Below are 14,563 nucleotides of genomic sequence, written 5' to 3'. Positions count from 1 at the left end.
TCAATTGAGTTCTTTTGGAGGTAATTTTACGCAAAATTAAAACCTAATAAAATGAGCGAATTGAATTTAGCACAACGCGTAAAAGAATTAAGAAACAGAAAAGGACTATCTCAAGAAGATTTAGCAGAAGAGTCTGGCTTGAGTTTAAGAACCATCCAAAGAATCGAAAATAGTGAAACAGAACCAAGAGGGGATACTTTAAGAAAATTGGCTGAGGCCCTAAATTGTTCTCCAGAAGACATTATAGACTGGAAAATTCAGGAAGATAAAGGTTATTTAGCTTTGTTGAGTATGTCTGCTTTGGGGTTTTTGTTTTTCCCGCTTTTGGGCATCATTATACCTTTAACCTTATGGGTTTTCAAAAAGGATAAAGTAAAGGGAGTAGACCTATTAGGGAAGTCTATTTTAAACTTTCAAATAACTTGGACGCTTTTGTTGTTTTCTTTTTATATTTTTCTGTTTTCTGGTGCTTTTGGACTTTTAAAGGGGTTAGACTTTTCATTTGGTCCAATAAAAATAGTACTGTTGATTATTGTTACTTATGGGTATAATTTGATGGTAACCTTAATTAATACAATAAGGATTTATCAAGGTAAATCATTTAAATATATACCAGCGATTAGAATTTTGAGGTAAATTATTTTGAAGATGGTCTAGAACAATAGACCTTTGCAAAAACACTTCCAAGATGTATATATATAACGTAACGGTAAACATAGATAAAAGCATTCACGACGAATGGTTGGTTTGGATTAAGCAGCACATCCCACAAGTATTGAGTACGGGAAAATTCGATAAAGCCACACTTACTAAGGTTTTGGTGGAAGAAGAGATGGGTGGGGTAACCTATTCCATTCAATACCGTTCCTACTCCCGTGAGGCATTAGATGCCTACTACAGAGAAGACGCCGATAGGTTAAGAACAGAAGGGCTTAAAAAGTTTGCAGATAAAATGTTGGCCTTTAGGACAGAACTTCAAATTATTGATGAATATTCGGTAGAATTTAAGTAATTGTCATTCCTACGGAGGCAGGAATCCATTCAGATAGCTTACTTTTGTTTTTAATAATAGCTCAAAACCGTGGCCAATAATTACCAAGTTAAAGCAAAAAAACATTTAGGACAGCATTTTTTAAAAGATGAAAATGTAGCCCGTAAAATAGCCGACACCTTAACCTTAACAGGTTATAATAAGGTGTTGGAGATAGGCCCGGGTATGGGTGTGCTTACCAAGTATTTGTTGGAAAAAGATCTAAAGACCTATGTTATTGAAATCGATTCGGAATCGGTTGAGTACCTTAAAGCTAATTATTTAAATTTAGCGCCACGGATTATAGAAAAGGACTTTTTAAAGTACGATTTAAACCAAGTTTTTAATAACGAACCTTTGGCCATAATTGGCAATTTTCCATATAATATTTCCTCACAAATCGTATTTAAAATGTTGGATATGCGAGAGCAAATACCTGAGTTTTCAGGGATGTTCCAAAAAGAGGTAGCACAACGTATTTGTTCTAAGGAGGGTAGTAAAGTGTATGGTATCTTATCAGTATTAACACAGGCGTTTTATAACGCCGAGTATTTGTTTACTGTGTCGCCATCGGTGTTCAATCCGCCACCAAAAGTAGATTCGGGAGTGTTACGCTTAACAAGGAAAGAAAACTATGCCTTGCCCTGTAGCGAAGCCTTATTCTTTAGAGTGGTTAAGCAAGCATTTCAACAACGCCGAAAAACGTTGCGTAACAGTTTAAAAACATTCAATTTGCCAGATAATTTAAAAGCAAATAGTATATTTGGCAAACGCCCGGAGCAATTAAGTGTGCCAGAGTTTATAGAACTCACCCAATTAATTGAAAATGGCCTATAGGTCATTGAGGTTCTCGAAATGATCCAGAGGGTTTTCTTGTTGGTTTCGAAAGCCTCAACCAACATTGAGAATAATTCCGAAATTAATACGGAATAGAATAGGTGAATTACATGTCCGAAGAAAAGGAAAACATACAATTTGAATTAACCGATGAGCTTGTAGAACAAGTTAAGTTACTTATTGAATCCAAAAACAATAAGGAACTTAAAAAGTTGTTGGACGAGTTTCATTATGCCGATATAGCCGAAATTCTGGATGAATTAAATCTGGAAGAAGCAATCTATATCATTAAGTTGCTGGATTCTGAGACGACTTCCGATGTGTTAATGGAACTCGATGAGGACAACAGGGAGAAAGTCTTAAAAAACCTGTCGGATAAAGAGATAGCCGAAGAAGTTGAAGAACTGGATACCGATGATGCGGCCGATATTATTGCTGAGTTACCAGAAGAGCGGCAACAAGATGTTATTTCCCAAATTGAAGACGAAGAGCACAAAGCCGAAATTAAGGAGCTTTTAGCTTACGACGAAGATTCTGCAGGAGGGCTCATGGCCAAAGAGCTCGTTAAGGTTTATGAAACTTGGACCGTTGCTGGTTGTTTACGACGCATAAGAGGGCAAGCCAAAGAAGTAACGCGGGTACATTCCATTTATGTAGTGAACAAACATGAGAAATTAATTGGACGCCTCTCGTTAAAGGATTTAATCGTAGCCAAGAGCGAACAAAAAATAGCAGACATCTATATTTCCAATGTAGATTATGTAAATGTAAATGATGATGCTGAAGATGTTGCCAGAGTCATGCAAAAATACGATTTGGAAGCGATTCCCGTAGTAGATGATAATTTCATATTGCTCGGAAGAATTACCATTGATGATATTGTAGATGTTTTAAAGGAAGAAGCCGATAAAGATTACCAACTCGCAGCAGGTATTACTGGAGATGTAGATTCAGACGATAGTATTTTAGATCTTACCAAAGCGCGTTTACCTTGGCTGTTTTTAGGATTGGTAGGTGGTGTGGGGGCCTTTTTAATTATGGAAGCTTTTCACAATACATTTAAAGGACCAGAGGCCGTAGAAATAGTTACAGGTTTTAGCAAATATGCAGTGTTGTTCTTTTTTACTCCGCTAATAGCAGCAATGGCTGGAAATGTTGGTGTGCAATCTAGTGCCATTATTGTACAAGGGTTAGCTAACGACGATATAAAAGGAAGTATTAATAATCGGTTATTAAAAGAAATGTTTTTAGCTTTATTAAATGGTTTGGTATTGGCTATATTTCTATTTCTTTTTGTTTGGGGGTATAAAGGAGAGCTAAATACCGCTTTTGCTATTTCAGTATCCTTGGTGGCTGTTATAATAGTAGCAGGCTTAATAGGTACTTTTGTACCGTTGTTCTTAGATAAAAGAGGTATAGACCCAGCCATAGCAACAGGACCATTTATAACCACTAGCAACGATATTTTTGGCATCCTTATTTATTTTTGGATCGCAAAACTTATTCTAGGTATATAATATTTGGGCGCCTGCCTGTAGGTTGCCCTTAGAGTTTATTGGGAGCACAGTCCTAAGATTATAATATTTAGCATGACAAAAGGATTTTACTGTAACCGCTAACACAAAACTTTGTAATTTTACGGTCTAAAATTCAACCATGAAAATCCTTCACCTCGACACCAATCATGAGCTTTTAATTAATCAATTAAACGATTTGGGATTTACCAATCATGAAGATTATACCGCTTCAAAAGAAGCTATAGAAGTTAAGGTTAAAGATTATGATGGTATTATCATTCGAAGTCGTTTTACAATAGATAAACAGTTTTTGGATGCAGCCACCAACCTAAAGTTTATTGGGCGTGTGGGAGCTGGTTTAGAGAATATAAATTGTGACTATGCTCAACAAAAAGGAGTACATTTAATTGCTGCCCCAGAAGGTAATCGTAATGCCGTAGGTGAGCATACTTTGGGCATGCTATTGTCGTTGTTCAATAAACTTAATAAAGCCGATGCCGAGGTAAGGCATGGTAAGTGGCTGCGTGAAGAAAATAGAGGTATTGAGCTCGATGGTAAGACCGTTGGTATTATAGGCTATGGCAATATGGGTAAGGCCTTTGCAAAAAAACTACAAGGGTTCGATGTTGAAGTGTTGTGCTACGATATTAAAGAGGGTGTGGGAGATAATCTTGCCAGACAAGTAAGTTTAGAGCTGTTTCAGCAAGAAGTAGATATCGTTAGTCTGCATACACCACAAACACCGTTAACGTTACATATGGTTAATGCAGCGTTTATTAATGGCTTTAAAAAACCGTTTTGGTTTTTAAATACAGCACGAGGGAAAAGTGTAGTAACTACCGATTTAGTGAAAGCCCTGCAATCTGGAAAAATTTTAGGCGCTGGATTGGATGTTTTGGAATATGAAAAAGCATCGTTCGAAAACCTGTTTAAATATAATGTCGGTTCGAGTGCGGTCACTGAGCATAGTAGAAGTGCAGTCGAGAACTTGCCCGATGCTTTTTCATATCTAATAAAGGCCAAAAATGTATTGCTTACACCACATGTTGCGGGTTGGACTATAGAAAGTAAAACCAAATTGGCACAAACCATAGTCGATAAAATTAAAGCTAAATTCTGTTAGGATTTGTTATAAAGTTGAGGTTAAAGTTCTCTTCACCCATTATCATTGCCCATTTTTCACTATTAATTATTCATTATTAATTATTCGTAGCTAGGATTGCCTACTTTTCCCATAAAACAAATGGAGCCGGTTTCTTTTTCTGTGATTATGAATATAAAAGGTTTATCTAACAATACGTGCTTTACACTACCGCTTGATGTCGTTTCTATTCCTACTGCAGTAACAGCAGCAGCCTCTGTTCCTTTTTCGTTTACTTCAATAAAAGTTTTTTGTATTACAAAAGATATTTTTGTGCTTACATCGCTTATACCACCAAAATTTGCTCCATCGCTAAAAGCAATGCCAAGACCTAGATTTTTTAAGGCGTCGTTGAATTGTTTTTCATAAGAAAAAGTAAACTTGGGGAGTGTGAGTTTTAAATTTTGAGGACTATAGTTATCTTGCCATTGTTTCCAGTTTTCAATAGTTATTGATGATATAACGTCATCAATGGTGCTATTAGCTTCCGGAAGTATAAGGGTCATAGTATATTTATCATTTTTATAAGGAAGTTCTACAGCAGAAAAAGTTGCGTTGGAAAAGTATTTTAAACTTTGATCCATAGTCATCATGTCTACTTGTTTTGTTGAACCGTCGCTTAGATGAAAAGGTAATGGTTCTGTGTCATTTGGGTTAAATTTAAACTTCCAGTCGCTTTTAAAGTAAAGTGCATTAATTACATAAAGCACTGCATTTTGTGAAATTTCATTTAATATTTTAGGAAGCTTTCCCTGTGTATTGTTTGAAACCCAATTATTTATTGATTCTAAAGTGTTGGGATCACTAAAATCTTTGTTTTGAACTTCTGCATAATAGTACGCTTTGTTAACATTCAGGAAAGATGTTTTGACAGGAAATGAGTTATTGGCCCAAATAGAATTGGCAATTTCAAAAGTTGTTCCAGAAGATGTATGGGTAAGATGATCTATAATACTTTTATTGACCAAGTTGGTTTCTGGTGTGGTGACATTGTCATAGTTAAATACGTCGACAAATGCTTGCTTGGTATCTCCATCGGCACCATTATATACCATGTTTAAAGCAAGAGAAGCGCTAGCAGGAGAAATCATAAAATTAGTTTCAGTCTCCGATTGGAAAATGTCATTAAATAAAGAAAAAGCAAAATCATTGTTTGCAGTCACAATGTCTTCACTCTTTGCAATGGATTCGAAAGGGGTTAATGGGGAATCATCAGTTGTAGTACAGGCCAGAAAAGTAATTAGACTTAAAAAAATAGTTAGACAAAAATTAATCGATTTCATAGTTATATTTATTAATTAGCAATGTTATTATTTTCTAGATGTGAAAAAATGCTAAAGGTTGCGAGGTTCGTCAGAAAAATTAACTAAATCCTTTGGGATAGTGGTGTGATATCATATGGACTATACAAACCATAATCAATAAAATAAAGCACTCAGTCATGGAGAGGAGCTAGGAGACGAGCCAATCTTTTTGTATTTTTAATGGCGTTCATTCATTGGCCTTTGTAAACATTGTAGAATAAATGTTTAAGTAAAATTCAAATTAAATGAAGACCACAATAATTAAATACGGCATTTTTGGGTGTTTTACAGGGTTTGTGATATTTCTGTCACATTTAACATTTGCCAAACACTTAAGTTATGACATACTTGAAATATTGGGGTATGTCTCAATCTTTTTGTCCTTATCATTCATTTATTTTGCGATCAAACACTATCGGGATAATGTAAATGAAGGCGTTATATCTTTGGGAAAGGCCATTTTAATTGGGACGCTTATTTCGTTGTTGGTTGGTATTGGCATTGGTGTTGCCGATTTTATATACACTCAATTTTTAAATCCCCATTTTTATGCCGATTATACCCAAAAACTTATAGATGAAGGAAGAGGCGATGAGGTTTTTGAAATGACAAGTCTACTTGGGGCACTATTAATGGTGGCATTGGTATTGGTTATTGGTTTCATTATATCTTTACTATCAGCATTAATCTTACAACGTCATAAATAATTATGAAGTATACTGCATCAACGCCAGAAGCATATATCGCTCAGATTCCAGAGAATAGAAGGGAAGCTGTGCAAAAATTACGTCAGGTCATTCTTGAAAATTTACCACAAGGCTTCGAAGAAGGTATGAACTATAATATGATAGGGTATTATATTCCACATACTGTTTACCCCCAAGGTTACCATTGCAATCCTAAACAGCCATTACCATTTATGAATATCGCTTCACAAAAGAACTCCATAAATGTGTACCATATGGGTATTTATGCTAAAGAAGATCTTAAGCATTGGTTTGTTGAAGTCTATAAAGAACAGTCGTCTAAAAAGTTGGATATGGGGAAAAGCTGTATACGATTTAAGAAGGTCGAAGATATTCCTTTTGATTTAATTGGGCAATTGGCTGGTAAAATATCGGCCAAAGAGTGGATAGCTTATTATGAAGCAGCTGTAAAAAAATAATAATACAAATGAAAAATCACGTTACAGGAATAGGAGGGATTTTCTTTAAAACTAAAGACCCTAAAGCAACTAAGGAATGGTACAAAAAACATTTGGGATTTAACACTGATGATTATGGATGTACCTTCTGGTGGAAGAACAAACAAGGGAACGATTGTTCTACACAATGGAGCCCTTTTGCTCAAGACACCAAATATTATGAGCCTTCAAAAAAGGACTTTATGTTCAATTACCGGGTTGCAGATTTAGAAAACCTACTTAAAACATTAAAAGAAGAAGGTGTAACTATTGTTGGGGAAATCGAGGAATACGATTATGGTAAATTTGGCTGGATATTAGATAACGATGGCAATAAAATAGAATTGTGGGAGCCTGTAGATAAGGCTTTTTTGTAACTTCGCCACCTTAAAAGAGCGCGGTTGTCTTACTTACAAATACTAGAATCTTATCACCTAACAGCATTACAATGGATTGCCATAAGTATTGCTGTTTTTGTATTGGGCCTTTCAAAATCTGGAATAAAAGGGATAGGGATCATCATTATTTTGGTACTTGCCTTTGTGTTTGGAGAAAAAGCATCTACAGGTATTTTACTACCCATGTTGGTAGTTGCAGATATTTTAGCGGTTATTTACTATAATAGGCATGCACAGTGGCAGTATATTTTTAAGCTATTGCCGTGGATGGTTGTGGGGGTGCTTGTTGGTGTTTGGGTAGGAAACGATATCTCTGAATTGCTTTTTAAACGCATTATGGCCGTTATCATTATTGCTTCGGTGATAGTCATGTTTTATTCGGAGCATAGAAATTCTACATCTTTACCTAAAAGTAAACTGTTTTCTAGTGCTATGGGTTTTTTAGCTGGATTTGCTACAATGATAGGAAATTTAGCTGGCCCTATTGCCAATATATACTTTTTGGCCGTGCGTTTTCCAAAAAATGAATTTATCGGTACGGTAGCATGGTTGTTTTTTATCATTAATGTGTTCAAACTCCCCTTTCATATTTTTGTATGGCACACGGTAAGTAAGGAAACCTTAGTGTTAAACTCGGTTATGGTGCCGGTCGTCATAATTGGGTTTTTTATGGGCGTATCTATAGTAAGGTTAATTTCAAACTTAAATTACAGACGTTTTGTCTTAATTGTTACCGCCTTGGGTGGTATTTTAATGCTATTTCGGTAGAAGATGACTTATTTTTTGCTAAATTTAGGCTGCTAATTTTAAACCAATAAAGAATGTCAGACGATAAGAATTTAAACGATATGCTAGACGATGCTAAAGAAAAAGCTAGCGAATTTGCAAAAGAAGCAAAGGAATCGGCTTCGGAGTTTGCCGAGGGGGCCAAAGAAACATTTGTTTCAAATGATAATAAAAAAATATTAGCTGGAGTTTTAGGGATTCTATTTGGAGGGCTAGGAATACATAAGTTTATTTTAGGATACAATAAAGAAGGCGGTATCCTTTTAGGAGCTACATTAGTTGGAATTCTTTTAACTTGTGTTGGTGTTGGAATTCTATTTGTTTGGATACCTGGAGTGGTGGGTTTTATAGAAGGCATTATCTATCTCACTAAGTCTGATGCTGAGTTTTATAACACTTATCAAGTAGGTAAGAAGCCTTGGTTCTAAGGGACAAAAAATATGAAAAAGCCAAAAAAATGTATTTGGCTTTTTTTATTTCATTTTATTATCGTAATATTGCAATATTAAAATGATAAATAATTATGGGAACTACTAAATCGCAAATATTTACAGAGCAACAAAACGATTTGGCCCAACTTTTTAAAGTTTTGGGACATCCTGCACGAGTTGCTATTTTACAGTATATAAGTCATCAAAATGCTTGTATCTGTAACGATTTGGTTGAAGAAATTGGTTTGGCCCAGGCTACCATTTCTCAACACTTAAAAGAATTAAAGGGTCTAGGCCTACTTAAAGGAGAAGTAGAAGGAAAGCGTATGTGCTATTGCATAGATATTGATCGTTGGAATAGTATCCAAAATCAATTGAACAGTTTTTTTAATACCACAAAATCTAATTGTTGTTAAACCTTAAATAAATAGAGTTATGAAATGCCCAATAATAATTAGTATGTCACCGATTATGAATAATTAGGGCATTACACCTGCCTGCCGACAAGGCAAGTCTAACCTTTTAAAAACAAATATTATATACAGATGAAACGAATCAATAAAAAATACGGATCGCAACAACCGTCTACCACGTTGTCAAACGAATTAAATTCAACCAGAAAATGTTGCAAGCATAGTCGCAAAATGTTAGTAGGATATTTTGAAGCTATGTCATTAGTTAAATAATTAATAAAAACCGCCTGTTGGATATGCAGGCAAATAAACATAAACACATGAAAACGCAAGACTTATTCACCATACTTGAAAACAATAAAGATAAAGCCTTATTGTTTGAATATACTCCAAGCCTTTTTGTAGGAGCCAATTACCACATTACCGAGGTTAAGCATGTTAACATAGATTCTGTAGACTGTGGTGCACAAACCGATGCATGGAAAGAAACCATAATCCAACTATGGGAAAGTCCCAACGAATTGGATAAAACAGAATATATGTCGGTATACAAAGCATTGTCCATTTTAAAAAAAGTGGCAAAAATGAAACCTTTTGCTTTAACTTCAGAGGTTAAGTTTGAATATAGCAATGCCACCTTTCATACCGCGCAGTTATTTGTTAACGATTTCGACATACGGGATAATAACTTAATTTTTAAATTAGCGGTCGAAAAAACAGATTGCAAGGCAAAGTCCACTTGTGGCACTTCGGCCTCGTCCAACACAAATGTTTCAACCCAACCAGAAGCTGTATTGGCTGAGACAGAACCCTGTTGTTCACCTGGAGGTAACTGCTGCTAAACTATTGCCATTCCTGCGGAGGCAGGAATCCATAATAAGAAAAACGATTTAAAATAGATTCCTGCCTCCGCAGGAATGGCAAGTTGAGTATGAAAAACATTTTAGTATTATGTACAGGAAATTCCTGTAGAAGCCAAATGGCACATGGGTATTTAAACCAATTTTTAGAGGGCAAAGAAGCAACTGTTTATAGTGCAGGCATTGAAACGCATGGGATTAACCCGGGAGCTGCTGCTATAATGAAAGAAGATGGAATAAGTATAGACCATCATACATCGAACCTTGTGGAAGAGTATGCCCATATTAACTTTGATTATATCATTACGGTTTGCGACCACGCAAATGAAAACTGTCCTTATATTCCCAGTAAGAATGCTGTAAGGTTACACCACAATTTTTTCGACCCTTCAAAAGTAGTGGGGACAGACGAAGAAAAACACGCCGCTTTTTTAAAGGCAAGGGAGGAAATTAAAACCTATTTTAAGAAATTTGTCGAGGAGCATTTATTATAATGAATAAAGGTTTTGGTCAAACACAAATAGTCCTATTTGCCTAAGATTGCCCAATAGGAGACGTTAATAATAAGAGTCTACCTTGTACTTGTTTAAGTAGTCTGTAACGCCTACTTTTTGTGCTTCTTTTTTGAATTCGGCAGGCGCTTTTTTAAAGGATTTTTTAAAGCATCTTGAAAAATACTTTGGATCGTTAAAGCCGGTCATAAATGCAGATTCTGAAACTGTATAACCGTATTTGGCAAGTAAGATGGCTGCTTTTTTTAATCGGATTAATCGAACAAAATCTAATAAACTATGGCCGGTTAAAGCTAGGCATTTTCTATAAATACTGGAATATCCCATATTTAACATATCGGTCAATTCCTCCATCTTAAAGTTGGCATCATCAATCCTTAAATTAATGTTGGCCACAAGGTTTTCAAGAAAGATTTCGTCTTGTGATTTTTTTTGTTTTAAATTGGGACTGCTTATAAGTTCTTTACGGTACTTTGAGATTAAATGTTCTTTAGACTTAATAATATTCTTTACCTTAAGCTGTAGCTCGTTAGTGTTAAAAGGTTTACTAATATATTCAATAGCTCCAGACTGTAACCCTGTTAATTTAGATTTTGTTGAGTTCTTAGCTGTTAATAACACCACGGGAATGTGCTTGGTTAAGTGATCTTCTTGAAGTTTTCTACACATTTCAATCCCATCTAGTTTGGGCATCATAATATCACTTAAAATAAGATCGGGAAAGTTGCTTTTAGCATAATAATAGCCCTCTTCACCATTTTCGGCTAAAATGATATTATAGTCTTTGGAAAGGATGTCCTTTAAAAAACTTTGAAGGTCATAATTGTCTTCTACAATTAAAACGGTCTTTTTTAATACATCTTCATCACTTTTTTCATTTGGTGATATGGCATTTTTTTCTTTTGCAGTTGTACCTATAACTTCTTCAGGTTCATCTGCAACAATGCGTTCCGAATCGTTATAGGAATCCTTTGAAATAGGGATAATGACAGTAAATACTGTGCCATTAACAGGTGAAGATTCAACTTCTATCTTTCCTTTATGCAAGTCTATTAATTCTTTGGTAAGTGCTAAGCCTATACCCGTTCCCTTATTGTTTTTACTGGTCTTCGATTGGTAAAACAATTTAAAAATATCATTCAGCTCTTCTCTGGGAATACCATGGCCAGAATCGGTTACGGTAAGCTTTATCATCTTTTTAGAGTTAATAGGCGTAACGGTTAATTGGATATTACCTTCTTGCGGTGTAAACTTAAAGGCATTGGATAGCAAATTATAAATAATATGCTCTAATTTTTCTTTATCATACCATACTTTTGATAGATTTTTAGGGCAATTGATAACAAAATCGATATGCTTTTTTCGAGCTAATTCTTTAAAAGATAGGCCAAGGGCTTCAATATTTTCATGCAAATTATTTTTAGTAACATTCAGTCTAATGTTATCTAATTCCTTATCCCTAACCAAGGTCAATTCGCGGGCAATACCAGAAAGGCGTTTGGCATTATAGGCAATAATATCAAGTCGTTGTTTAAGTAGTAAATTCCCATTGGCTTCAGCACGTTTCAACATGTCCTCAATAGGACCCAAAATCAACGTAATTGGCGTTTGGATTTCATGGGACATCTTAGCGAAGAAATTCATCTTGGATGCATTTAACTCGCTATCTTTTTTGTGGTTTATTTTTTCTAAGAGCAGGTTCTTTCTTAAAGCATACCAACGTTTTGTTCCATAAGCTATTGCCCCTAACACACATAGGTATATTATATAGGCTAAGGGTGTATTCCAGAAAGGTGGTGCTATGGCAATATCAATCTTTTTTACAGGAATATCCCATATCCCTTTTTTTGTTCCTGCCTTTACTTCAAAAGTATAATTCCCTGCAGGTATATTGGTATACGTTGCTATACGCTCTGTATTACTGGTAATCCAATTAGAATCAAAACCATTTAAGCGATATGCATAATGGTATTTAGGGTCTAGAACATTGTCGCTAACCGCAGAAAACCAAAATGAAAAGGAAGATTGCGTGTTTTTTAATTGTAAGGATGTAACATCGTATAGCTCACTTGGGATTTGTTCTGGGATTAAAGCACTCGCGGGTTGATTTAAAATTTCTATATTGTTTATTTGAAGTGTTGCTAGCAATGGGGTTTTGTCTAAATCTCTCGGGTAAAAGTAATTAAGCCCTTTAAAGCCGCCAAAATATAACATGCCATCGGGTGCTTTAAAGGCACTTCTGGACATAAACGCATTATCTTGTAACCCATCTGCTTTATAATATGTTTTGATAATGGAGTCTTTTACATTAAAATGACAAATACCATTACCGGAGCTTAACCATAAATTATCATGGTCTTCTGTTAATACAGCAGAGAACGATTTATCAGCTAGAACTTCTGTATCTTTAAATGAGGTATGAGTATAATGGTTTGTGTTAAACTTTAATAATTTCCATTTGCTGTTTATCATCCAAATGATATTGGAGTCACCTAAAGCCATAGATTTAATTCCTGTTGCACTGTCTGGAGAAGTACGATTTACAAAAGATGAGGCCCTGAAGTTGTCTTTATTTTCAAGAAACTGGAATAAACCACCTTCATATAGGCCTAACCAGACAGTCCCGTTTTGGTCTTCAATAATAGATTCAACAATACTTCCTTTTAGTCCGTACGCGTTATATTCAAACGAACCTAAAACCCTTTGGTCTTTGGTATATACATTTATAGAAACATCAGACCCAACCCAAATGCGTCCTTTAGAATCTTTGTAAACCGTTCTAACATCTGAGGCTTTTAATTTTTTTGAATTGGATACCTCTACTTTTTTAAAACTATCGTTTTCTGTATTACAAACCCATAAGCCATTTTTATAAGTTCCCAACCATAAATTAGAATTATCGTCTTCTGTTATAGATTGAATGTAAAGCCCTTTATTTAAAAAAGTGTCGGTTAGGTATTGTTTTTCCTCTGTGCTTCCGTCTTTATTGAAGGTGATTTTTGTGATGCCTTCACCATCGGTTCCAACCCATAATACACCTTTGGAGGTTTTGTACATACTAAGTATGCGCAACGGGGAATTGGTTTGGGAGCCTTCATGATAGTGAATACTATTATTGGCATTGGGCAAAATATTTACTTTACCATAATTGGTTATTACCCATAAGTTCTTATGGGCATCTTCATGAATATCTATAACCGTATTTGTACTTAATGAAGATTCGTTTGCATTTTGCTTTGTAAATAATGAAACTTCACCGCTAATCGTGTCTATTCTATATAAACCCCCGCCGTCTGTGCCTCCCCATACATATCCATTACTATCATTATATAAGACATAAAATAATTCCTTTCTTATATTGAATAAGTTTCCTTTAAAAAAAGTGTCTTGTATAAATTGCCTTTTTGCTATATCATAAACAAATAGCCCATTGTTTTCGGTTCCAATCCAAAGTTTACCCAGTTTGTCTGTGGCCAAGGTCAAACCTCCGGGGTACCCTTTAAAGGGAGCATCTAATACTTCCAGTCGTTTTAGTTTAGTGGAATAGTCAAGAATGGTTCCTGTTCCATATCCAATACTTAAAAATAGTTCGTTATCCGGACCTACTTCAATAGCATTGATGGCATTTTCAGGAAAACGATTTTTAGGAATTTTAACTATACTGTCCATAACAGCATTTGCATAACGGTATACAGTACCCTCTTGAGTACCTAACCAAATAGTATTGTTTTTTGCTTTTATAACATTAATAGTAGCTCCTTTTAGTAGGGGAGTAAGGTCCTCAAAATGTTTGCTTTTTGCATTGTATTTTGTCAATAAGCCTTGCTGTGAAATCAACCAAATGTTCTTAGCGTTGTCTAGAGCGATATCTTTAATATAATCACCAGGTTCTCGTTGGGGAAAAATAGTGGAATTACCTATAGCCTTATATCTATACCCGTCATAGATTAACAGACCTCCACCATGTTTCATCCATATATTTCCCGATATATCCTGTACAGTTTTAGTTACTCTAATTTCACGATTGTTTAGCGTTGGGGAAATATGACTAAAGTTTGTATGGTTTTGCCCGGTAGTTGTTAATGCAAAAAGTAACACACCTGCCAAAAACATATAAAATTTATACTTGCTCATAAGTTATATACTTAAAC

Annotated in this window: 15 protein-coding genes; 13 read left to right on the top strand and 2 right to left on the bottom strand. The window is 35.1% G+C overall.

The window, feature by feature from the left end; translation table 11 throughout:
* The first annotated feature begins 51 nt into the window (after positions 1-51).
* From MR062_RS05370 to MR062_RS05350, 5 genes are all read left to right on the top strand, one after another.
* On the top strand, positions 52-636 hold the full coding sequence (locus MR062_RS05370) for a helix-turn-helix domain-containing protein (protein ID WP_242203062.1): 585 nt from the start codon (positions 52-54) through the stop codon (positions 634-636).
* 52 nt (positions 637-688) lie between these two features.
* Positions 689-1,012, top strand: coding sequence for a DUF4286 family protein (locus tag MR062_RS05365; RefSeq protein ID WP_242203061.1), 324 nt, complete (start codon positions 689-691; stop codon positions 1,010-1,012).
* 69 nt (positions 1,013-1,081) lie between these two features.
* Entirely contained in the window at positions 1,082-1,867 is a 786-nt protein-coding gene (rsmA, locus tag MR062_RS05360; RefSeq protein ID WP_242203060.1) for a 16S rRNA (adenine(1518)-N(6)/adenine(1519)-N(6))-dimethyltransferase RsmA, read from the top strand.
* A gap of 110 nt (positions 1,868-1,977) precedes the next feature.
* Positions 1,978-3,384, top strand: a complete 1,407-nt coding sequence (gene mgtE, locus MR062_RS05355; protein ID WP_242203059.1) for a magnesium transporter — start codon at positions 1,978-1,980, stop codon at positions 3,382-3,384.
* Between the two features lie 139 nt (positions 3,385-3,523).
* The gene (locus MR062_RS05350; RefSeq protein ID WP_242203058.1) at positions 3,524-4,507 is read left to right on the top strand and encodes a 2-hydroxyacid dehydrogenase; all 984 of its coding nucleotides are present in this window, start codon (positions 3,524-3,526) and stop codon (positions 4,505-4,507) included.
* An 80-nt stretch (positions 4,508-4,587) separates the two neighbouring features.
* Here the strand turns inward: MR062_RS05350 and MR062_RS05345 are convergent, their stop codons facing one another.
* On the bottom strand, positions 4,588-5,808 hold the full coding sequence (locus MR062_RS05345) for a serpin family protein (protein ID WP_242203057.1): 1,221 nt from the start codon (positions 5,806-5,808) through the stop codon (positions 4,588-4,590).
* A 266-nt stretch (positions 5,809-6,074) separates the two neighbouring features.
* Here MR062_RS05345 and MR062_RS05340 point away from each other — a divergent pair, with 266 nt between their 5' ends.
* From MR062_RS05340 to MR062_RS05305, 8 genes are all read left to right on the top strand, one after another.
* A complete protein-coding gene (locus MR062_RS05340) occupies positions 6,075-6,536 on the top strand; it encodes a DUF4199 domain-containing protein (RefSeq protein WP_242203056.1) in 462 nt (153 codons plus the stop codon).
* A 2-nt stretch (positions 6,537-6,538) separates the two neighbouring features.
* Positions 6,539-6,994 (top strand): DUF1801 domain-containing protein, encoded by a 456-nt coding sequence (locus MR062_RS05335; RefSeq protein ID WP_242203055.1) that lies wholly within the window; start codon positions 6,539-6,541, stop codon positions 6,992-6,994.
* Positions 6,995-7,002: 8 nt separating this feature from the next.
* The gene (locus tag MR062_RS05330) at positions 7,003-7,389 is read left to right on the top strand and encodes a VOC family protein (protein ID WP_242203054.1); all 387 of its coding nucleotides are present in this window, start codon (positions 7,003-7,005) and stop codon (positions 7,387-7,389) included.
* 24 nt (positions 7,390-7,413) lie between these two features.
* Complete coding sequence (locus MR062_RS05325) at positions 7,414-8,178, top strand: sulfite exporter TauE/SafE family protein (RefSeq protein ID WP_242203053.1); 765 nt, start codon at positions 7,414-7,416, stop codon at positions 8,176-8,178.
* A 53-nt stretch (positions 8,179-8,231) separates the two neighbouring features.
* Positions 8,232-8,624 carry a TM2 domain-containing protein gene (locus MR062_RS05320; protein WP_242203052.1) on the top strand — a complete coding sequence of 131 codons (393 nt, stop codon included), beginning with the start codon at positions 8,232-8,234 and terminating at the stop codon, positions 8,622-8,624.
* Positions 8,625-8,719: 95 nt separating this feature from the next.
* Complete coding sequence (locus MR062_RS05315; RefSeq protein WP_242203051.1) at positions 8,720-9,043, top strand: ArsR/SmtB family transcription factor; 324 nt, start codon at positions 8,720-8,722, stop codon at positions 9,041-9,043.
* A 317-nt stretch (positions 9,044-9,360) separates the two neighbouring features.
* A complete protein-coding gene (locus MR062_RS05310; protein ID WP_242203050.1) occupies positions 9,361-9,882 on the top strand; it encodes a DUF6428 family protein in 522 nt (173 codons plus the stop codon).
* An 89-nt stretch (positions 9,883-9,971) separates the two neighbouring features.
* Positions 9,972-10,394: an arsenate reductase ArsC gene (locus MR062_RS05305; protein ID WP_242203049.1), complete on the top strand. Its 423-nt coding sequence runs from the start codon at positions 9,972-9,974 to the stop codon at positions 10,392-10,394.
* Between the two features lie 63 nt (positions 10,395-10,457).
* Here MR062_RS05305 and MR062_RS05300 read toward each other — a convergent pair whose 3' ends face one another.
* Positions 10,458-14,546 carry a hybrid sensor histidine kinase/response regulator transcription factor gene (locus MR062_RS05300; protein ID WP_242203048.1) on the bottom strand — a complete coding sequence of 1,363 codons (4,089 nt, stop codon included), beginning with the start codon at positions 14,544-14,546 and terminating at the stop codon, positions 10,458-10,460.
* Positions 14,547-14,563 lie beyond the last annotated feature (17 nt).

Source organism: Aestuariivivens insulae (genome assembly GCF_022662195.1).
GTDB classification, from domain to species: domain Bacteria; phylum Bacteroidota; class Bacteroidia; order Flavobacteriales; family Flavobacteriaceae; genus Aestuariivivens; species Aestuariivivens insulae.
This window is presented reverse-complemented; position numbering and strand designations above follow the sequence as displayed.